The 22861-nt window shown below is 62.6% G+C and carries 10 protein-coding genes; 4 read left to right on the top strand and 6 right to left on the bottom strand.

Annotation, left to right across the window (positions count from 1 at the left end; genetic code table 11):
* The 6 genes from treY to FGL86_RS17950 all read right to left on the bottom strand — a co-directional run bounded on the left by treY (position 1) and on the right by FGL86_RS17950 (position 10723).
* Entirely contained in the window at positions 1–2703 is a 2703-nt protein-coding gene (treY, locus tag FGL86_RS11765; protein WP_147184726.1) for a malto-oligosyltrehalose synthase, read from the bottom strand.
* Positions 2700–4844 (bottom strand): 4-alpha-glucanotransferase, encoded by a 2145-nt coding sequence (gene malQ, locus FGL86_RS11760; protein ID WP_147184725.1) that lies wholly within the window; start codon positions 4842–4844, stop codon positions 2700–2702. The genes treY and malQ overlap by 4 nt, the downstream gene beginning before the upstream one ends.
* Entirely contained in the window at positions 4841–6703 is a 1863-nt protein-coding gene (gene treZ / locus FGL86_RS11755; protein ID WP_147184724.1) for a malto-oligosyltrehalose trehalohydrolase, read from the bottom strand. The genes malQ and treZ overlap by 4 nt, the downstream gene beginning before the upstream one ends.
* A complete protein-coding gene (locus FGL86_RS11750; RefSeq protein ID WP_186764394.1) occupies positions 6700–8169 on the bottom strand; it encodes an alpha amylase C-terminal domain-containing protein in 1470 nt (489 codons plus the stop codon). The genes treZ and FGL86_RS11750 overlap by 4 nt, the downstream gene beginning before the upstream one ends.
* Positions 8162–9874, bottom strand: a complete 1713-nt coding sequence (gene glgA / locus FGL86_RS11745) for a glycogen synthase GlgA (protein WP_246131610.1) — start codon at positions 9872–9874, stop codon at positions 8162–8164. The genes FGL86_RS11750 and glgA overlap by 8 nt, the downstream gene beginning before the upstream one ends.
* 669 nt (positions 9875–10543) lie before the next feature.
* Positions 10544–10723, bottom strand: coding sequence for a hypothetical protein (locus tag FGL86_RS17950; protein WP_186764393.1), 180 nt, complete (start codon positions 10721–10723; stop codon positions 10544–10546).
* A gap of 125 nt (positions 10724–10848) precedes the next feature.
* On the opposite strand from FGL86_RS17950, the gene FGL86_RS11735 reads away from it, so the two are divergent.
* From FGL86_RS11735 to FGL86_RS11720, 4 genes are all read left to right on the top strand, one after another.
* Positions 10849–12045: a helix-turn-helix domain-containing protein gene (locus tag FGL86_RS11735; RefSeq protein WP_147184722.1), complete on the top strand. Its 1197-nt coding sequence runs from the start codon at positions 10849–10851 to the stop codon at positions 12043–12045.
* A gap of 127 nt (positions 12046–12172) precedes the next feature.
* Complete coding sequence (locus FGL86_RS11730) at positions 12173–17704, top strand: alpha/beta hydrolase (protein WP_147184721.1); 5532 nt, start codon at positions 12173–12175, stop codon at positions 17702–17704.
* Between the two features lie 3 nt (positions 17705–17707).
* Entirely contained in the window at positions 17708–18010 is a 303-nt protein-coding gene (locus tag FGL86_RS11725) for a hypothetical protein (RefSeq protein WP_147184720.1), read from the top strand.
* A gap of 10 nt (positions 18011–18020) precedes the next feature.
* Entirely contained in the window at positions 18021–22244 is a 4224-nt protein-coding gene (locus FGL86_RS11720; protein ID WP_186764392.1) for a papain-like cysteine protease family protein, read from the top strand.
* Positions 22245–22861 lie beyond the last annotated feature (617 nt).

The raw sequence follows: 22861 nt of genomic DNA, 5'->3' as shown, positions 1-22861 counted from the left end.
TCAAACCTCCCGATCATCCGTTATCGCAATGTCATCCTGCTGCGCTTCCTGTACGAAGACACCGACCGGAAAAGCGCGCAACAATTCTCCTACCGCCGGCCCCTCCCGAGCGAAATTCGCCTTTTCACCGGTCAGCGCGTTTCGCCATTCCTGTCCGAGACTCCCTGGCAGCGAAAGCCGGGTATTCTCCCAGCGCGCCGCCGGCATCCAGGTCAGCGCAGCGGCGCCCGACGAAGCGTCGCCCGGCGCAGCGGCGCCCGACGCTTCATCTTCCAGCAGCCCTGTAGTCTGGCGCGGTACCACCACCAACAGCGTCGCGGTCGTCGTGACTCGCAGAAACGCCAGCAGATGCCGGGCCTGGGTGCCCTGCGGCTCGAGGGGGATATAATCACCCGCCAGGAAGAGCCCCGGGAAACGCTGACGCAGCGCCAGCAGCTCCGCGATCAAGGCTTGCTTGACTCGGCCATCTCGCCAGTGGGCCAGGGCCGCGTCGGGGCTTTCGCGTTCCTTCAGCGCCGCCTGACGTGAAGCGTAGTCCACCGGGCGACGATTATCCGGGTCCACCAGGCTATGATCCCAGTACTCCGTGCCCTGATAGAGATCCGGCACGCCGGGGGTAGTCAGGCGCAGGGTCACCTGTACCAGGCCGTTCAACGCCCCGGGAAGATCCAGCGCCCGGGCGGCTTCCCGCAGGTCGCTTCTCAATGCGGGATCTTCCAGCAGGCCGAACAGGAAGTTGCGACAGGCGGTTTCGTACTGGCTATCCGGCCACAGCCAGTGGGTACGCAGCTTGGCTTCACGCAGCGCCTTTTCCTGCCACTGGGCCAGACGCTCAAGGAACGTCTGGCGGGCGGCGGCGTCTTCGATATCCAGCGCCGGGTCCCAGGCCCCCAGCAGTATCTGATAGAGCATCAGCTCGTCCGAGGACGACGGCGCCAGGCCGCTGGCCAGTTCCTCACGCAAGGGTGCTGCCATCCGTCGCCACTGGCGCACCTGCTCGGCGAATAGCCAGGGCTGCTCGCTGAGCGCCGCAAGCCGCGCCCTCACGTCTTCGCCGCGCTTGTGATCGTGGGTGGCGGTGGTGAGCATCGTATGGGGAAAGCTTGACGCCCGTGCCCGGCAAGCGGCGTGAAACGTTTGTGGCGAGTGGGCGAAATGCTCCGGATCGCCCCCTACATCGTTGCGGGAAATCAGCACCGCGCTGCGATAGCCGGCGGTATCCTCCACCGCCTTGGCCGCCGCCGGGGAAGTCAGCTGCTGAAAGCGCTGGATGGCTTCCAGGCGCAGTTCCCGCTCACCCAGGTCATCACAGCCCTCCGGCGCCTCGCCCCCCAGCCAGTCATCGAGCCGTTTCAGCACCTCTCGATCCGGCGGGTTGACGTCTCCCCAGGCGCCTTGCAAGGCACGCTCGAAAAAAGGCGCGTCCTGCAGCGGCCGGCCGCGCTCATCTGCGTAGGTGCGATAGACGGGAAAATGCACCACCAGGGCATGAAGCGCCCGCTCGATGGCGCCCAAGGTGATATCCCGGGTCTCGAGGCGATACTTGGCGAGTCGCGATAACGCCCGGGCGCAGCCGTGGAACTCGCTGTTGAGATTGATCTCGAGCATTTCGCCCCGGGCCTGACGCACTTCCGCCAGGAAATCCCCGGACCGGCCGGTGACTTCTTTCCATAACGCCTTGAGCGGCGCTTCACCTTCCGGGTCATGCATGAGCGCGGAAACCTGATTCATGAACTCGTAGCCGGTGGTACCGGCCACACCCCAGTCTTCGTGCAGGGACTCGTCCCCGGCGAGAATCTTTTCCAGGTAGATCGGCACCTGTCGCGGCACCCCTTGGGGGCGGCGTTCTTCCAGGGCATCGAGTTCCTCCCGAAGCCGGCGGCAGTAGCCCTTGGGGTCCGCGAGGCCGTCCACGTGATCGATGCGCAGCCCGTCGACCCAGCCCTTGGCGACCAGCTCGAAAATCTCCTCGTGGGTCTTGATGAAGACCTTGTCCAGCTCGACCCGCACCCCGGCCAGCTCGGTGATGTCGAAGAAACGCCGCCAGTTGATCTCGTCGGAGGCGGTGCGCCAGAAGGCCAGCCGATAGTGCTGACGTTCCAGCAGTTCGTGCAGACGCCGGGCCCCCTCCGGCCGGGTGGTATCGAAGGCCGCCGGATCGGTCGGCGTATCCAGGCTTTCCGGGTCGATGGGAAACTGATGTTCGTGATACTGCACATGCCAGGCGCCTTCGTCCTGGCGCAGGACCAGCTCGCCGGAATGCAGCACCTCCTCGTAAGGCGCGCCGAGAAACGGCAGCAGCACCTTGCCGGTCAAAGTCGGGTCCTGGGAATGCCAGTCGATATCGAAGAAATCGGCGTAGGGACTTTTCGGGCCGTGGGCCAGCACTTCCTGCCACCAGGGATTTTCCGAGCCGCCCACCGCCAGATGATTGGGCACGATATCCAGGATCAGCCCCATGCCGCGCTCCCGAAGCGCCTTCACCAACCGCTCCAGCGCCTCCTCGCCGCCCAGTTCCGGGTCGATACGGGTCGGATCGATGCCGTCGTAGCCGTGGGCGGAGCCGGATCGGGAGGCCAACAGCGGCGAGGCATAGAGGTGGCTGATTCCCAGCGCCGCATAGTAATCCACCCAGCGGCAAGCGTCGTTCAGGGTGAAATCCCGATGAAACTGCAGGCGCAGCGTGGCAAGTATCTCGCTCATCCCTGATCTCCTTGGTTGGCTCGGCTTTCCTGGCCGGTCCTGATATTCAACTTGGCCTCACGCCTTGCCCGGACGAGAATTTCCAGGCGCCGTCGCACCTGGGGGGACTCCAGCATTCCTTGAGCCTGACTCCAGCGCCGGCGCCAGTTGGGATGCTCGTCGATGGTGCCCGGCAGATTGGGCTGCTCCTCGAGCCCCAGCGCGTCTTCCATGGGCAGAATGACCAGCGGCGAAGGCGTGCGCCCAATATGAGCGATGGCCGCCTCCAGCACCTGTTGGGTTGAGGCGTCCTCTTCGACATTCAGTACCTTGGCAAGCTCGCGCTTTTCCGTTTCGCGCTGGCTGATTTCCTGCTCCAGGGTGCTGTCTCCCAGCAGTTCCAGCCGGTCTCGCCATTGAAGATCCCGACCGCTCCACCAGCCCATCACCGTGGCCAGATCGTGGGTGGTGGTCATGGCGGTGGCTTCACTGGACCAGCGCCGGGCGGGCAAAAAGGCATCCGAGTCGCCGTCTTCCTCTTCTTTTTCAAACCAGAGCACCTGCATTCCCAGGATGCGCTGTGCCGCCAGCCGCTCGGTGAAGCCCGGCGCCACGGTACCGAGATCCTCGCCGATGACGATGGCCTTGTGCCGCCAGGATTCCAGTGCCACCAGCCGCAGCATGTCGTCGAGGGGAAAGTTCACGTAGCCGCCTTGGGTGGGCGACTCGCCTTCCGGGATCAGCCACAGCCGCATCAGCCCCATGATATGGTCGATACGCAGGCCGCCTACGTGATTGAAGCTGCCGCGCAGCATGTCGATAAAGCTGCGAAACCCGGAGCGCACCAGCCCCTGCGGAGAAAACGCCGCCAGGCCCCAGTTCTGGCCGAGCACGTTGATGAGATCCGGCGGCGCGCCGATGGAAACCCCCTCGAGCATGTCCTGCTTGCGCGCCCAGCTCTGGCTGCCCACCGGGTTCGAGCCCACCGCCAGATCCGCTACCAGACCGATACGCATGCCCGCGCCGCGAAGTTCTCGCTGAGCGCTGTTCAGCCCTTCCGCCACCAGCCATTGCAGAAAGGCGTGAAAGCCCACCTCGTCCGCGTTCTGTTCAGCGAAGGTCGCCACCGCCGGATTGGCCGGATCCTGAAATTCCTCTGGCCAGCGACGCCAGTCCATTTCGTCGAGATGTGTCTGCAGCGCCTCGAAGCGGCAGTGATTCTCCAGCAGCGCGCCGCTCTCCCGGCGATAGGCGTCGAATCTGGCCCTGAGGCCGGCATAGCGCGACGAGGGGTCGTCGCTGAAGTCTCGATACAACAGGCGCAGCCAGGCAAGCTTGGCGCGATTCACCCCGGGCCAGTCGATCAGTGCCTCGGCTTCCAGCCGGGCAAGCTGCTTTTCCAGCCCGCTGTGACGCTTGGCCTTGTGGATGGCTTGATCGTCGAAGAGCAGTTCCGGCGCCGCTACCAGGGCGTTGTGCAGCAGCCGGCTGGACGGCGAATAGGGGCTGTAGTGATTCGGTTCCGCGCTGAACATGGCGTGGGTCGGGCTGATCACCAGGGCGTCTGCACCCTCTCTCGCTGCCTTTTGGCCCAGTCTGGCGAGCCCATACAAATCGCCGCTGCCGCCGTCGCCGTCTCGGCGCAGGGCGTAAAGCTGCACCGCCAGCGCCCACAGGCGCGGCTCGTTTTCCTGGCAGGCGTCTTCGACGGAAAAACACCGAGGCGGCGCTACCGCCAGGGTCAGTTCAGTAGCGTTTTTATCAGCGCCCTCAAACGCCAACCGGTGATAGCCGTATTCCGCTATCGCCGGTATCCGCCCTTGGGCATCCGTGTACCCTTGACGGCAGTCACCGTCTTCCAGGGTCAGGATGAAAGGCGTATTGGCGCGCACGGGACAGGGCAAGGAAATGGAGGTGTTCATCGCCGCGGTAATCAGCGGCGGCAGCTCGTCAAGGGTGCAAGGATGATTGAGTCTTTCCAGCCGCCGGCGGCTTTCCTGGCGCTCGGCATCAGTATCCGCGGGAAAGCCCAGGCAGCGCAGCAGACTGCGCTGGACCTTCGGATCCAGATGACGAGGGCGCTTGTCGCTATCCTCCCACTCGAGCAGCAGGCCAGCGGCCTTTGCCAGCTTACTCAGTTCTTCAGACTCATCTTCCTTCATACGGATCTTTCCTTGCTCTCTCTTTCCATGCTTCCGCTTTCCTTGTCCTCGCGCTCTCGCAACCAGGCGGAGGCGCTGCGCGGTGCCAGCCAGCCTTGCCGCGCGGTTTTCGCTACCCCGCTACGGCTCTCCGCCAGGCAGTACGCACTCGGTTTTTCATCGAGGCCTAGCGGGTCGTCCCGCAGGTTGAGAAGAATCGTCAGGGTGTCGTCGTTGCCTAGACGCCAGCGGGCCAGCAGCGCTTTTTCTCCCAGCACTTTCGCGCTGAGCGACCGAGTGCCCGCCAGGTGAGGCACGAGATGGTGGTGGCGCAGTTTCAGCCAGTGCCGATAGCGCTCGAGCCAGGCCGCGTGAGGCGGATCTTCTCGGCTATCGAAATCCAGACGCGATCTTTCATAGGTCGCGGGGTCGTTGGGATCGGGGATCCGCTCCCGCGCCGCTTCGTCCCGAAAGGCAGGAAAATCCGCGAACTCGCCACGCCGGCCCTCCCGCACCGCTTCCGCCAGCTCGCGCTTGTGAGACGTGAAAAACAGGAACGGCTGCTCGGAGCCCCACTCTTCTCCCATGAACAGCAGCGGCACCATGGGGGAAAGCAGCAGCAAAAGCGTCGCCGCCGCCAAGGCGTCCGGGTCGGCTAAAGTGCTCAATCGCTCTCCCAGGGCCCGGTTGCCGATCTGATCGTGATTCTGCAGGAAGATGACAAAGGCGCTGGGGGGCAGATGGGCGCTGGGCTCGCCCCGGGCGTGGCCCTTGGGGGTATCCTCGCCCTGGTAGATAAAGCCTTCGCTCAGACAGCGGGCGAGCTTTTGGGTGGGGTTCTCGGTAAACCCCGCATAGTAGCCCTCCCCTTCGCCGGTGAGCAGCACGTGCATGACGTTGTGCCAGTCGTCGTTCCACTGGGCGTCGTAGTGCCCTTCGCCGAGCAGGCTCGCGCTATTGACTTCGTTTTCCAGTACCAGATGCACATGACGCTCAGGATCGATGTGGGCGCGAATCGCCTTCGCCATCTCCATCAGAAAATCCCGCTCGCTGATGGCGTGCACCGCGTCGAAACGCAGGCCGTCGAAGCGGTATTCCTGAAGCCACATCAAGGCGTTGTCGATGAAATAACGGCGCACCTGCGGCGCGCGAAAATCGATGGATGCGCCCCAGGGAGTAATCAGATCCTGGCGGAAGAAGCCGCCGGCGTAGCTCGCCAGATAGTTGCCGTCCGGACCGAAATGGTTGTAGACCACGTCGAGAAACACCATCAGCCCCTGGCCGTGGGCAGCATCGATCAACGTCTTCAACTCGCCCGGACTGCCGTAGTCCGCCTCCACCGCGTAGGGCAGGACACCGTCATAGCCCCAGTTGCGCCCGCCGGGGAATTCCGCCACCGGCATCAGTTCGATGGCGGTGACGCCGAGTTCCACCAGATAAGGCAGATAGCGCTGCACCCCGGCAAAACCGCCCAGCAGGCCCACATGAACTTCGTAGATGACGCTTTCCTGCCAGGGGCGACCGCGCCAGTCGGTGTGCCGCCACAAGTGGCTTCCTGGGTCCACCACCAGGCTAGGCCCATTCACATCCTCGTCCTGGGCCCGGGCGGCGGGGTCGGGTATGGCCATGCCTTCGGCGTTTTCCGCGGTAATCACACGATAGCGATAGCGGCTGCCCGGCGGGCAATCCACCGTCAGTTCGAAGGCGCCGTCGTCAAGGCGCTGCATGGCCTGGGCCGGGGCGTCCTCCAGTTCGAGCTCAACGCGATGGGCATCCGGGGCCCAGAGGCAAAAACGGGTGTGCCCGTCATCGAGAAGTTGTGCGCCGTAGGTGGAAGTGAAGGACAAGGAAGCGGAAGAACGAACATTCTGCTGCTTCATGCCGGCCAATCTCCTTGTTTCAGTAGTAGTGTGCCCAGCGGCGGCAGGGTCAGATCCAGCGAAGCGGGATAGCCGTGGCTTGCGGTCATCCGCGCCATTACCGCCTGGCCGTTGCCCACGTTGGAACCGCCGTAGAAGACACTGTCGCTGTTGATCACTTCATACCAGGCGCCCATGTTCGGTACCCCCAGGCGGTAATCTCGCTGCACCCGAGGCGTGAAATTGGCGACCACCAGCAGCGGCGCGGTACCTTCTGCGCCATGGCGCAGAAAGGCGACCACATTGTTGGTGGTATCATCATTGACGACCCACTCGACGGTGCTTGGCTCGCCATCGCAGCCGTGCAGGGCCGACTCGTCGCCATATAGCCGGTTGAGATCCGCCACCAGCCGCAGCATTCCCGCATGAAAACCGTCGTCGAGCAGGGTCCAGTCCAGGCTCTGATCCGCCTGTCGAGGTCGGTCCTGGCCGAATTCCGTGCCCATGCCGAGAAGCTTCTTGCCGGGATAGGTCCACATCAGGCAGGTTGCCGCCCGGAGCGTCGCAAACCGCTGCCAGCGATCACCGGGAATACGCGCCAGCCACGGATGACGCGCGCCGGGGTTGGTCAGAGGCAGGAGGTAAGGCGCATCGCAGGCATGGGAAAAGCTATCGATCAAGGCAGGATAGCGACGATGGCGGGAATCCGGGGGCTCGCTCAGGAATTCCAGCATCACCCGGTTCCAGCCAGCGTTGTGAACCAGCAGCCGGGAAACAGTCGGAAGCCGCTTGTACAAGGATGAATATAAGGAAGCGTCAACGATCAACAGGACGTCCGGCGCCGTCTGGGCCAGTCCCGACATCAGCGCCAGGCCGCCTGCCTCATCCGTATCATCCGCCAGGCTCACGCCATCGAGATGGTAGCGCCGGATGGCGTCGAGCAGGCTCGCGAGCCGGTCGTTATCACTGAGGGCACTGTCGGGAGCCGCGGCGCCCGTTTTCTGTTCCGACGGGACATTCGACAGGATTTCCTGCAGAACCCGAATCTCGACGATGACCCCCAGGCCGCCTTCGTGACAGGTATCGATGAAATTGGCAAAAACAGTCGCGTCGACAGTATCTTCGTTGACAGCATCCTGCTTGCTTGCCCGGCTGGCGCGGGATCTTGTCAACTCCAGGTGAGTAAAGCCCAGATCCGCCATGTGGGGGATCAAGCGAATCCCCAGGGCTTTCCAATCCAGCGATTGCCAAGCTGATATCTTTTCCTTGCCTATGCCTTGCCAGCTTGCCAACCAATCGAGAGGTTCCAGCCGATAGATCGCCAGCGGCGATTCGCCAGCCACGACCTGCTCTCGCTGGCGCAGCCATAAATCGTCGTGCCAACGATACTTCGTCAGGCCCTCACTGGCGTATTCGTCGTCATCCCTGGTGGGCTGAGCTGTCTCTTCGATGAGAGGCGATGTTTCTATCGATTCCGGCTTAGCCATAGGCGCCGGCTCCCACCCTTTTTTCTTCACTTGGGTAGCTGTTGCCTGGCTCTTGCGTTGCGGTAATGTCATCGTGAAAGGCTACCCGGCGCAGCGAATCCGGCAGAGCAATGTCATGCCGAGTCGTGGCTTTTTGCTGCAGCAACGTTTGATAAAGCTGATTATAAGGCTCGATGGAATGGCGCCAGGTAAAGCGATTGACCATGGCGGCGCGACGCATGGCGTAGAAAAGATCCGTGGCGCGAAATACCATCAGCGCTCGGCGAATGGCTTCCATGTAACTGCAAAGCGTCATCTCGTCGAAGAGGAAACCGCTCACTCCATCCTCTATGGTGTCCACCAGGCCACCGGTGCGATGGGCGATCGGCAGGGAGCCGAAGCGCTGGGCATATAGTTGACTCAGGCCGCAGGGTTCGAAACGCGATGGCATCAGCAGGAAATCGCTGCCCGCATACATGCAGCGGGCATCGCTTTCATCGAAGCCGATATTGACGCCGATGGCGCCGGGAAAACGCGCCGCCAGATTGCACAGCGCCCGCTCGATTCCCTGCTCTCCCCGTCCGATAAAGACGATCTGCCCGCCGGCGCGAACAATCGATTCCGCCACGCCGATGGTCAGGTCCAGCCCCTTCTGATGCACCAGCCGAGATACCACTGCAAATAGAGGGCCGTTACAAAGCGCCAGGCCGAACATCTTTCTGACATGGTCCGCGTTGGCGCGCTTGCCTCGCCAATCGTTCATGGCGAAAGCCCTGGCCAGATGGCTATCCGTGCGCGGATCCCAGCTGTCGTCGATGCCGTTGGGTATGCCGGTCAGCAGTCCCTGCTCGGCCTTGAGCGCCAACAAGCCTTCTAGCCCACAGCCGAATTCCGGCGTGGTGATCTCCCGGGCATAAGTCGCGCTGACGGTCGTGATATGCGAGGCGTATACCAATCCTGCTTTCATGAAGGAAAGCTGACCGTAATACTCGAGTTCTTCGCTGTTCAACGCCTGCTCGGGAATTCCCAGGGCACTGGCGCGAGACAGCTCGCAAAGCCCTTGATGGGCCAGATTGTGAATGGTGAAGATGACCGGGGTGTCGTCGCCTCGCCAATGCAGGTAGCCCGCCGCCAGGGCGGTAGCCCAGTCGTGCAGATGCAGTATCGATGGCTGCCAGTCGAGAGCGGTATTGCCGGAGACGATTTCCGCCGCGGCAAGGCCCAGTCGTGCAAAGCGAATGTCGTTGTCCGACCAGCCGACGCCCAGCTCATCGCAATAAGGGTTTCCCTCTCGCTCGTAGAGCTCCGGGCAGATCACCAGGTAAATGATCAGACCATCATCGAAAATCAGCTGTCCCAGGTCACAGGCAGGCAGTTCCGCATGGGCAGGGAGATGATCGACGATTTCGATGGAATGCCCGGACTGTAATACCTCACGATAAGCTGGCATCAACAGCCGTACATCGTGATGAGCCGCAAGGGCTCTGGGGAGCGAGGAGGCCACGTCCCCCAGGCCGCCAACCTTGACCAGATCGGCGATTTCCGGAGTCACGAATAGAATGTCATGCCCTCTGGAAGAAGGCTCTCGAGAAGAATGTTTTCTGGAGATCGAAGACACTTTCAGCATATCGACGAGCAAACTTTCCGCGATCTCATCGCTGCCATCGGCAAGCATGGCCGTATTGGCTTCAGGACGGGCAAGACCGGTTAACGTTGCGCGGCTCATTGAAGAGTCTCCTGAGGCTTCCTGCAGTAAAAAGGCCAAAAACACATAGCTTTTATAGAATCCACTCCTTGGATCGAGGAAAAGTAGCACTTGAAAAGAACTACTTACACGCTGCTCAACATGTCATTTAAAGCGATATTTTTCGCAAGCTTGCAACAAGGGTTTTACCGGCTACTTTCCAGTTTCCCATGCCACTACAGCATAATTCATTAGCACTTCGTTTAACCTAAATCTACTCTTGTCTAAAAAATATTTGGTTACCTTCATACATTTCTTATTACAAAACACTGTTTCAATTTAGGGTCGTCCGAGAACCGCATTCGGCCAAACCGACAGGTTGTCAACCGACCCCATCAGCCCGATGGCAATGACGGCCTATTGCTCTAATTAGCTTCGCTGAGGCGAATTTTCAAGCCTAAACATTTATCGGACATAGAATGCTTTTAAAGATTTCGGTGATGAAAAGAAATAAAAACAATAGTGAGGGCAAAAGAAAGAACAAGATGTACAGAGACAGTATTTACCTGACAGTTAGCCACTGAAAGAGAGGTGGCCATAGTGCCCCTGTGAGTTATAGGACGAGGTCTGACGCTAGGCTGTAACACCATGAGGAAACAACTATGACCACCGAGGTGAGAGTAGCACGACGCAAGCTCAGCCTCCTAGAAACTAGACGATGTCCTGCTCGAGGAGCCGATACTGGCGCACTACCATCTGCTGCCCAGCGCACGCGGCGGCCTGCTCGCTCGACTTGACCGGATACAGGAGACCCGCACCGAGTTCGAACACGCTGCCGCCCTCACCCGCAATGGCCGGGAACGGGCCTTGCTGCTGACGCGGTCGAGTCATTGGTACCTGTCTTTCAGACCATCCAGTTCGCGTGCATCCTTCTGGGCGTCAAGATTCATAAAATCGGCTAAGGTGACAGATATCGCATCCTGTAAGTAAACGAGAAGGACGGGATTTCGGTGGACATGTTTATCGAAGCCGAAATACGAGCGCTCGCAGCGAATGCCTCACTCGAGGCATTGAACCGGGTCGTCCTGCACGGTATTGCGTTGGCGCAGCTGGGCGAGTTCGTTCAAGCGAAGAGGTTTCTGCGACGTGCGGCGCGTGCCTTCGGCTCGAAAGATATCGTAGCTCGCTCGAGGTGCATCGTCGCCGAATCGGAGATTGCGCTCGTCTCACGCAATCTCGGCCAGCCCGTGGAGTCACTCGAGAAAGCGATAGCGACTTTCGAAAAGCACGGTGATTGGACGAATGCTGCCCATGCACGCTATCTAAAAGCCCAGTGCCTATTGCTGATCGGACACTTGGACGAGGCCGAATGGACGCTCGCTGATATCGACTCCACGCCTTTGCCACCCGTGCTGAGGGTCACCCATGAGCTGATGGTCGCAGAAATCGCCATACGCCGCCTACGGGCGAGGACAGCACGTACCTCGCTTGCTTGGGCAATGCGGGCCGCGCACGAGTCCGGCATTCCTGCACTATCAGCAGTGGTCGAGAATGCCTCTCGAGCCCTAGATACCCCCGCGGCGCGCCTGATAGCACAGGGCAAGGAGCGCCTTCTGCTGCTAGAGGAGGTTGAGGCGCTGCTAGCGTCGGACACGCTCGTCGTGGACGCATGCCAGCATATCGTGCGTAGCGAAGACATGAGGGTCTCGCTCCAAAGGCGTCCGGTGTTGTTCTCACTCGCTTGCGCGCTGGGCGAAGCGTGGCCCGGGGACGTGAATAGAGATGCTCTTGTGGCGCGGGCATTCCGAGCGCGGCTTGCCGATGACTCCTATCGTGCGCGATTACGGGTCGAGGTTGGGCGACTGCGCACGGCACTTCGTCCTCTCGCCGATGTATGTGCAACAAGGCGCGGTTTTGCTCTGGCACCACGCCATGAAAGTGAGATTGTCGTTGTATTGGGGCCGCTCATCGAAGAACAGCATGCATCGATACTCGCTTTGCTTGCCGACGGCGAGGCGTGGCCGAGTTCGGCTCTAGCGCTAGCACTTGGCACTAGTCAGCGCACTGTACAGCGCGCCCTCGACGCGCTTGCGGCGGCAGGCAAGGTGCAGTCGGTCGGTCGTGGACGAGCGCGGCGTTGGATGACGCCAGCCGTGCCGGGATTCACGACAACATTGTTACTCCCCCGCGCCATTGCCAGGCGAGTAGGATAGCGGCATGGAATGCTAGCAGCCGTAAGCGTCGATGAGCAGAATCTTTTTCCAGGTATCCACACCGTGCATAGGGGTCAGCTGTGACGGCGAGCATGTCTGGTTAGCGTGCTGAACGGATGAAGCAGAGATGGTTACTGTCAACGGCAAGCTGATCTCTACTACCGAAAACGTTCCCGTTGAACATCATTCGGTTCGAGCCGATTTGTTCGTGGCGCTCACGGTCGAGCCCGACGACGGCGAGTCGACCCGCATCCGCACACCGGTGTCCGGCGTCGCGCGGGCGTCAGCCGACGGCAGTTTTCGTATCTCTTTCGATGTCGACGGCGAACTGCAAGGCCCGGTACAGTTCGTTGTCTCCGCGCCCAATGGTCTTGTCGTCGACCGACGCGAGTTGTCCTTGGACGACATCGCTAATCCCGTTCAAATCGAAATCCAGCCTACGTCGCCGTTTACCATCGATGAAAGTAATGTACCGGGTCTGGGCGAACGACAGCGAGTCAACGGCCGGATCATCGATGTCACCGGGCTGCGGGTGCCGCCGAAGCTGCCGGTGGTGATCTGGGGTGTCGATCGGGTGGACGGTGAAGCGCCGCCGCCCCGCCCTCTGCTGGTCACCGAGACCCAGGTCGACGGCGCCTTCAGCGGCGATTGGCCCGACGATGTGCTCATCGAAGCCTTCGGCCGGGTGGCGGGCGGCGAGGCGGTACCGGTGCCTTTGGATGAAGACGCCCGCTTGATGCACGACATCCTGTTGGTGACCCGGGTCAGTCCTACCGATGCCTGCAAGTGCACGGAATCGCCACCGCGGGCACCGGACCCCGAGGATCTGACCAGCAACCCCGAGGCGTTCTCCCAGGACCTGGGCGGTGGCTGCGTCGATCTCACCGTGCCCAACCGCACCTTGGAGGAGTACGCCTACTACTTCGTGGTGCGCACCTCCGAACCGTCCATAAAAGGGGTGACCTTGGGCAAGCGGCGCAAGCTGCCGAGGGATCTTCTAACCGACCTGCTGGGCGTGTCGTTGTCGTCAATGGCCCTGCACGGCGCACGACTGAGCTCGGCGACCATTGCCAAGGCCGACTTCCAACTGGACATCGACAGCGCGCGACGCTTGGTGCGCACCGATGCGGTACCGCGCCCGGAAGATATCGAGCGCGCCGCCTGGCTATCGGAAGTGGTCGATACCAAAGACTTGATCGACACCACGCTGCGCGAGGAGTCCGCGCGCCAGGTACTCGATGCCGACGCCCCCATCGACTGGGACGAGACGCCGACCATCTATCTGAGCACCGAGATAGCCTTCGGCCACATCCTGCAGTACCGCGAAGTGTGGCGCGCCGACGGCTACTCGTTGGGCGATCTGCTGTACTCTTTGCCACTTGCCCCCGGGCAGCGGCGCCAGATCGCGGTGGTGGACTGGGAGCGGCGTACCCGCACGGCGCGCGAGGAATCGCTGGAATACGAAGAAACCATGGACGCGCTGATCGAGCGCGATCGCGACGTGCGCGAAATCGTCGGTACCGACTTGCACGAGCAGACCGCCGGCGGCTCGCGCAACACCACCTGGGGCGCGGCGGGTGGCATTGGCGCCGGGTTCATCACCAGCGGCTTCGGCATTTTTGGCGGCGTCGCCGGCGGTGCCTCGGGTTCCGATACCCACGCCTGGCAGAACGCCGCGCGCCAGTTCTCCGCCGATTCTTTGCAGCAGTTGCGCGACCGCATCGGCCAGCGCGCCTCGTCGGTACGCAGCGAACGCTCCACGGTGATTCAGACCGTCGCCCAGGGCGAATCCATGCGCGCCGAAACCGAAGCGGTAGCCAACTACAACCGCTGCCATGCGATCACGGTGGAATACTTCGAAGTGCTACGCCACTTTCTGGTCACCCACGAGCTCGCCGACGTGCAGGAATGCTTGTTCGTACCCCTGCCGGTCACCCAGTTCGATCGTGGCAAGGCGCTGCGCTGGCGCGAGTACTTGAGCCGCTATCTGAAGGACCATACGCTGCTGCCCGGCTTCGACGCCATCGAACGGGTGGCCGACAACTGGGTCGGCTGGGACTACCCCGTTGCTCGCTACAGCGAGGAAGCGCCCAGCATACTCGAAGGCGAGCTGTATGTAAGCTTTGTGCTACCGCGCCCGCGAGACGCCGATGACGGCAGCTTTCAGCTGGCCGAATGGGAAGCCTACCGCGACGTACTGCCGGGGTTTGCGCGCCATATCTACAGCAAGCTCATCGAGCAGGCGGTGGCGGCCAACAAGAGCGTCACTGCGGCGCGAGACGAGGCGTTCCAGCGCGATGTGGCGCCGCAGATCGCCGCCAACCTGATCAATCGACTGCACTTCGCCTATGTAAGCTCGGACGGCGGCGAGACCGAGGTGCCGTTGGACGGCACACTGGTATCGCGCTACCGCGAAGACCTGCCTTTGTACGTCACCTTGAGCCCGGCCGGCGAGCTGCCACAGATTCCGCGCGAGGACATCGCCTATTTCAAGCTCTGGTATGACGGCGAGCCGCTGCCGCCGGATGCCAAAGTCGTCATCCATCGCGGCCGCCTGCGTTATCGCACCGCTCACCTCACCGCGCTGCTGTTCGATGACGATCGCATACTCGACGACGTGCGCGGCGGTGACCCGGCGCTGGTGGCGACCCCCACGTCCCACGCCGAGCTGCGCAATCCGCGCGAAGAGGATCGCCAGCTTGCCAATCGCGTGGTGGCGCATCTGAACGACAACCTGGAATTCTATCATCAGGCGATCTGGATAAGCCTCGATGCCCAGCGCCGCTATATGCTGCTCGACGCCATCGAAGTGCCGGGTCAGCAAGGCCGCAGCGTCGCTAGTGTGTGCGTCAACGATCTCATCGGCATCGCCGGCAACAGCCTGGTGCTGCCCGCCGCCCCGGGCCAGCGCCTGAACACGTCCGTGAGCGCCACCGACGAGGAAGGCAATCCCATCGACATCCGCAACGCCTATGCGACACCACCGGCGCCGCGCATGCGCTTGAGCGTGCCCACCCGCGGCGTGTATGCCGAAGCGGTGGCCGGCGAGTGCAGCGCCTGCGAAGCCATCGACGATACCCGCTACTGGCGTTGGAGCGTGGAAGGGTTGCTGGCGCCGCCGGAGATCCAGGGGCCCATCGACATCGGCACCCGCGCCAGTGAAGAACCGATACTCACACCCACGCCTCTGCCCGCGCCGTTGGTGTCGATCCAGAACGCGCCGGCGGTACCCGATCCCTTCGGCCTCAAGGCGGCGTTCGAGCTGTTGTCGAAACCCGATCTTTTTCACGATATCACGGGTCTCGAAGGTACCCAGAAGAACGCTGCCGCAGCCTTCGATGCGGCGTTGTCGGCGGCATCGGCCATGGGCAGCGAAGCAGCCAAGCTCGCTCGTCAGCAGGAACTGACCAAGAACGCCGACCGGGTGGTGGATCGCATCGGCAAAGCGGTCGACGACGAGCTGCTGACACCCGAGGCGGCGCAGCGACTCACCAAGTCGCTGCTCGAAGGGCTCACCGGCAAGGAAGAGCCCAAGGCCGAGACGCCGCTTGAAGATCCGGCGGTAAACAAAGCGGTGGACGCGATGTCCCAGGCCGAAGGCGGCAAGCTGAAGGTGGAAGCCGGCGCCGAAACCGTGGAGGTGAGCTTCGACGATACCGCGCCGGTGGTGGGCGCCGGCAGCCCGGTGCCGAGAATCCTGCCGCCCCTGGCCGCGCCCCACGATTCCACCGACATTCCGGTGCAGCTCGAGGCGAGCTTCACCGGCCGCCATGATCCCGACAATCCGCTCGCCGACGACCTCACGACGTTCGTACTCGACACCCGCGACGGTCTCGACTTCCTGCTACGCCCGCGTGGTCCGAACGCGCCGGACCCGCTGGCTTTTCTTGCTAGTATCGGCATGCTCTTGCCGGGCAGCGATGCCGATCACTATCGTCTGCGGCGCCCGGTGCATATCGTTTACCCTGGCGATTCACAATCGAACCAGGTGGCGGGCAGCGGTCCGCTCCCGATCGTGGTGCTGCAGCATGGTGCCCACCGGTCGCTGGCACCGGGAACGTCGCCGGGGACGTTGCACTATGTCGACAGCTACCAGGGCATGCAGTATCTACAGGACGCGCTGGCCGAACTCGGCATCGTCTCGGTGTCCGTCGATGCCAATGCCGCCAACCTGTTCAAGAGCGCGCTGATCGAGATGCGAGCGCTACTGGTGATCAGCGCCCTGGATACGCTGCGCGCGTTGCACGATGACGCGACTTCCCTGCTGCACGACCGCCTGGACTTCTCGCGCATCGGCCTGGTGGGACACTCGCGCGGCGGCGATGCCGTGGTGCGCGCCGCCAAGCGCATGGCTACCGACCGCCCCGCTTATCGGGTCAAGTTCGTCTGCTCCCTGGCGCCCACCGACTTCAGCGGTGAGGCCAAACAGGACCAGCGCATGGCGCTGGAGCGCAGCGACTGCGCCTTCTATGCCGTGCTCTACGGTACCCAGGACAACGACGTCTCGGGGGCGGGTGGCGCCAACGCCATGACCGGCACCGGGTTCCGCCACTACGACCGCGCGCGCACCGACAAGGCCATGGTGTTCATGGGCGGCTGCGATCACAACCGCTTCAACACGGTGTGGATGCAGGATACGGGCGATGAGTTCGGCTTCCACCCGGATGATGTCGGCGATCTGCTATCGGAAAAGAGTCATCAAGGGCTGGCCAAGGAATACATCGGCGCCGTGGCGCGATGGAAGCTGCTGGGTGATGCCAGCGGCAAGGACCTGCTCGATGGTCAACAATTGAATCAGCAGGGTGCGGACGTGTCGTTGCAGTGGTCGTTCGGTGAGCAGGTGCTAGTGATCGACGACATGGAAGACCCGGTCAAGCCGCGTACCCTGCACAACGCCGGCGTCAAAGTATTCGCTGATGCGTCCATCAGCGGACACAATCTGGCGTTGGAGACTAATCACCAGACCAGCGTGCTGGTGATCGATCCCAATATCGCCGCGCCGGTGCCCGCGGCACTGAGTATGGATCTGCCGGCCTCACAACGGGATTGGCGCGACTTCTCGGAGCTGCTGCTGCGCACCACGGCGCTGTTCGACCTGACCGATGCGTCGACCATTCTCCAAGGTAAGACACCCGAGTTCGACGTGCTGGTGCGCGACGGTAGCAACAATACCGTGCCGCTCGAGCAGGGCTTCTCGCCGATACTCGCACCGAGCTTGCCAGTGTTTCATCGCGGCTTCCCCAGCGTACCGCCGATCAAATCGACCACGCCGGACAGCGCCAGCACTATCCTCGAAACCGACCAAGGTCACGGCCTCAGCACCGGGGATACGATACTGATCAAGATGGACACGGCTTCGCCTCTAGATGGGGTGCATACCGTCGCCTCGGTACTAGCGCCGAGCGACGCGGGCAAGCCGTCGACCCGCTTCCGGGTGGCGGTTGCAACACCTGCTGCCGGCGGTCGCGGCCGGATCGGCAAACTCGAGAACCTGTCCGTGCAACGGCTGGAGACCATCGCCTACTCCACTCTGCCGCTGGATGTGGCGCTGGGCAATTTGATTCTGCATCGCAACGACATTCGCAAGCTGGAAATCGTGCCCAAGGCGGATTTCCCGCAGCACATGTTCATCGACTCCATCGAACTGGTGAAGGGCTGAGCCATGTTTATAGAGCAGGTCGAATTCGAAAATCTGAGCAATCCGCCGCCGCAGTTCCAGCGCTGGAAAATGCGCGTGGTGCTGCATGGCGACGGCTTCGATGACCGCGCCGCCCCGATCCAGGTGACTGTAGGCGAGCAAAACGTGGAGATGATCGTGCCGATGGTGCTCGAGAATAGCATCGGCGGCATTCAAGGGTTCCTGGTGGAGGTGCCGCAAGACGGTGATGTGGTCAGCGTCGGTTACGCCGATGGCCCGCTGTTTCCCACCGACTTCCAGTTCTCCAACGACTTGGTGGTTGCATAGGCGCGCACTCATGGACTTGACCGGAAAACTCACCAGCCGACGCATTCGCGACTTCAGCGGATTCTTGGTCACCGCCGATTATCTGGATATTCTGATGGCAGCGACGGAAGAGGCAGCGGCAATCACCGCGCCAGGGCGCAGCGCCGCCAATGCCGCAGCCGACGGCAGCTTCACCTTGACCGTACCCGATGCGGACGGGCGCAGCGGGCCGATCTCGGTGAGCGCTTTCGGCCCCGATGGGGTGCTCGCCGGCCAGACCGAGCTGCCTGCCGACAGCAACGGTAACAACGTGCGTCTTGCGGTGGCGGTAGCCACGCCGGTGCTGGTGGAGCCGAGCGACGATGTCACCCTTGGCGCCCAACCCAAGTACATCGGCCGGGTAATCGATACCGCCGGCCGCGCCGCGCCGGCCGGGTTGATCGTCGTATTGTGGGCGCACGCGCCCAATGCCAACAAAGCCGCGCCCATCAGCGTCGCCACCACCGCCGAGAACGGTTATTTTTATGGGCCGTGGCCGCCGGATCCGTACGCCGAGGCGTTCGCGGTGGTGACCGGCGGCGCACCGGCGTCCATCCCCTTGAGCGGCAATCACCTGCCGCGCCGGATCATGGTGGTGCTGCCGGAGCTGCCGGCGCCGCCCGCCAAAGCAGAGGACTGCGAATGTCCGGAGACGCCGCCGCGCATGCCGAACTTGAACGAGCTCGGCGAAAACCCGCAGTCCTTCGCCGCCGACATAGGCCGCTGCGTGGACTTTACCATCCCGAACCGCTCGGTGGAGGAAGTGGTGTATCAGGCGGTGGTACGCACCACCCAGCCGGCGCTCAATCCCCCGGCCCCGCCGAAGAAGCCGCCGATCCCGCCGTTTTTGATCGATCGGCTGGTAAAACTGGCGCAGCTACGCCCGCAGGCGGTAGTACTCGACACCGAAACCCAACCGGGCGTGACCACCGCGCCTACTGCCTTGCTCGCCCGGTCAACGCTGACGACCGGCGTCGGCACGCGTACGGGCGGCGCAGTGATGGGCTCGGCGTTCGAACGCGCCGCGGCACTAACCCCGGGCATCGACTTGAACGGCATTTGGCAAGGCGCCAGGGCGCCGGATCGCAGCGTGCTCGACAGCGTACTGGAAGCCCGTGCCCGCAACGGCACCCCGGTGGAGCTGGAGACCTCGGTGGTCGCCGATCTGGTGCGCGAGAACCGGCCCTTGTCGCCGTTGCGGGTGCTCAACGCGGAGCATGTGAGCGTCGTGCGCCGGGTGCGCAACGCCGCCGATCGCCTGACCGAAGCGGGCGCCGGACGCTTCGACTTGAGCGATACAAAGCAAGTCGACTGGGAAGACAGCCCCGAGCGCTACCAGGCCACCACCATCGTCCACGGCCATTTGCTGAGCATCAAGCAGGTGTGGCGCGCCGACGGTTATTCCATGGGCGACCTGCTCTACTCCTTGCCGCTGGCGCCCGGTCAGCAGAAGCTAGTGTCGGTGCTGGACTGGGACCGCGAGGAGGTCGCCGCGCGGCGCGCGGCGCGGGAGCTGCGTGAACAAGTCAATGCGCAATTGGCCCGCGACCGCGACATTAGCGACATCATTCGCTCATCGCTGTCGGAATCCCTCGACGCGCGCTCCCATGCCGATGTGCGCGCCGGCGGCGGCGCCCTGGGCGGCTTCATCGGTCCGTTCGTGTTCGGCGCCGCGGGCGGCGTATCGTCCGCGGGCTCCACTGCGTCTCAGACCTCGGGCCGTTCGGTCACCGGCCTGGCGCTCAACCATGTGCGCGATCGCACCCAGCAGGCGGCGAGCGCCGTGCGGGCGCAGCGCACCACGGTCGTGCAAACCGCGCGCCAGAGCGAATCGGTGCGCGCCCAGACCGAGGTCATCGCTAACTACAACCACTGCCATGCGGTCACCGTGGAGTACTTCGAGGTGCTGCGCCACTTGCAGGTGACTCAGGAACTGGCCCATGTGCAGGAATGCCTGTTCGTGCCGTTTTCTATTTCGCCGTTCAACGCCGACAAGGCGCTGCGTTGGCGCACACCGCTGATGGCGCAGCTACGGCAACCGGATCTGACTGGCGCCTTCGACGCCGTGGACCGGGTGCGCGACAACTGGGAGCACGCCGATTATCCCCTGGCTCGGTACGCCGACGAACGCCTCACCTATCTCGATACCGAGTTTCGCATGCGCATCTCCTTACCGCGCCCGGCAGACGACGAAGACGATTTGTTCGTCGCCGCCAATTGGAAGCCCTACGAAGACGAGTCGCTGCTTGGCCCCAATAGCGCACAAGCCGTTTGGGAACGTTTTTTGGGTGGCTTGCGTCCCGAAGATCGGGATGCGATCTGGGAAGCGCGCATCGCGCCGGCGGTCGCTCAGCGTCTGGTGGAAAAGCTCGCCATGCGTCTGATCCGCGCCGGGAGCTCGTTCGAGAACCTGATCGTCGATCCGACCCTGGTGAGCCAGTATCGCAACGACCGGCCGCTGCTGGTGAGCCTGCGCATCGCCCCGCCTTTGCCGAACATGACCCGCGCTGATGTGGCACGGGTGGAGATCCGCTTCGACGGCGTCACCACCCTGCCCGCAGGCGCGGCATTGCGGGTGGACTCGGCCACCATGAGCTATCGCACCGATCACTACAACGGCCACTTGTTCCGGAACCGGCGCGTGCTCAATGATCTGAGCCTGCGCAACACCGGCCAGGACACGGTGCAGATCGCCACGCCGCTCACCGTCGCTGAAAAGCGCAATCCGCGCGAACACGACCGGCGTTATTCGGAACGGTTGCTGAGCCACTTGAACGAGCATGTGGAGTACTACCACCGCGCCATCTGGATGGCGATGGACCCCAATCGCCGGTTCCTGCTGCTGGATGGTTTCATCGCCCCCGATGCCGGCGGACGCAGTGTCGCCTCCGTGGTGGAGAACCGGGTGATCGGCATTGTCGGCAACTCGCTGGTGATGCCGGTGGCGCCGGGTCAGCGGCTCGATCCCACCTATGAGTTCGCCGAGGCGACGCCGGAGGATCTGCGGCATCTCTATGCCATCGAGGCGGCGCCCCCCATGCGCATCAGCATCCCCACCTCCGGTGTGTTCGCCGAAGCGGTGATGGGCAAGTGCAACAGCTGCGAAGTGATCGACGATACCCGCTTCTGGCATTGGGAGGATGCGCCGATACCCGATCGGCCCACCGCCATTGGCGCAGTGTCGCTGGCTAGCCGCCGCCAGGCGCCGCCAGGTGTGGCGCCGGACGAGTTCCCGCAGGGCATCGTACGCATGCAGGCGATTCCCGAAGCGCCGGCACCCACGGGCCTCGCCGCGGCGATGCAGGCGCTCGGCGCCAACAACATCTTCAAGGACATCACCGGTGTAGTGCTCAATCAGCAAAACGCGGCGCAAGCGCTCAAGTCCTCGATCAAGGTCGGCCAGGAGTTCGCGCAACGGGCCTCAGCCCTGGCCCAGCAGAAGTTTCTCGACCGTGCCATGGACCGCGACCTAGCGGCGATCAAGAAAGCTCGCGACCAGAAGTTGATCGACAAGGAAGGCGCGCAGAAGCTGACCGAGGATCTGTTCCGCCGCGCCATCGGTGAGAAGCAGCCAACGCAGGAAAGCCCGACCAAGAAGCCGGCGGTGAAAAACGCCATCGACCGTGCCGTCAAGTCCAAGGAGGGCTCGGTGCGGGTGACGCGTCCAGACGGCTCGGTGGAACTGCAGACTCGCAATCGCATCGGCGGCGCGGCCATCGATGTAGCTATCGATCCGCCCATCTCGCCCATCAAACAGCTCAGCAACATGGTGTGCTGGGCGGCTGGCGGCGCCATGATGCGCGGCTGGCAAGTGCGCCAATCGCAGACGACGGAAGCCTTCCTCGACGGTCTCGGTGGCGACTGGCGCACGCGCTACGACAACAACCAAGGCTTGAGCCCTGCGGACTTTCGCGCTTTCATGGCCGCCGTCGGCCTCACGGAGACACCGTCCCAGAGCTTCACGCCCCAAGGCCTGGCGCGGCTCCTCACCGCCGGTCCGGTACTCACCATTGGCGACGACGGGGTGCGCAACAACAAGGTGGTTCATGTGCGCATCGTCACGCAAATGAAAGGTGATGGCACGCCCACCGGCACGCAAGTCATCGCCGCCGATTCGGCCGTCGGGGCCGAAGTACCGCTCGATTTCGTTACATTCGCTCGCAACCTTGAAGCACCGGAACCCGTGATGACGAGACTCGGCGTGTTTCAGTTTTGAGCCGACTCTTTCGTATGCCGATCCCGGCCCCTCGGCATACGTCGGCGCCACCACCATGCTCTCGGCGGCCTCGCCCATCGCCCCGAACTGACCCAGCTTGGCGTAGACGATAGCGCCGATCACGTGAGAGTTCTCGAAGACGCAGCGAATCGCATCTACCGCTTATGCCATACCTGACCGACGAACGTGCGCAGGTCATTTCGACATCGCGATATACGTATTTCTTGCGCTGTCAGCGTCACGCGCAGGAGCGCTTGATAACGGCGAGCAACTCTACGTTAAGAATAAGGCTGAGTGACGTGCTGCCGCCATGATGGCGGTCTACGTGCAGAGTGGCGGCTCAGGTAGGAGTGTAAGAATTATCGAAAGTCGAAATCGCGCTGCCTACCTAGACCATCTTTTTGAAACTCCGGGTAGGCGCGAATATCGAACAGCTTGACAGATTGCACGTCTGTAAAGCGGAACGTAATTTTATGCGTATTGGGCTTTCTATAGTCACTCATCAACGGCAAGACATACAGCATGTCCTGGCTATCGATCGGATCGATAGCGTACAGAAGAACGTTGACAGGTGAGATCACCTCCGATAACGGCACGCTCCTGCTCCGCCAACTGGA

The sequence above is a fragment of the Pistricoccus aurantiacus genome (assembly GCF_007954585.1).
In the GTDB taxonomy this organism is placed as follows: Bacteria; Pseudomonadota; Gammaproteobacteria; order Pseudomonadales; family Halomonadaceae; genus Pistricoccus; species Pistricoccus aurantiacus.
The sequence above is the reverse complement of the archived record's forward strand: the minus strand, read 5'-3'. Positions and strand labels throughout refer to the sequence as shown.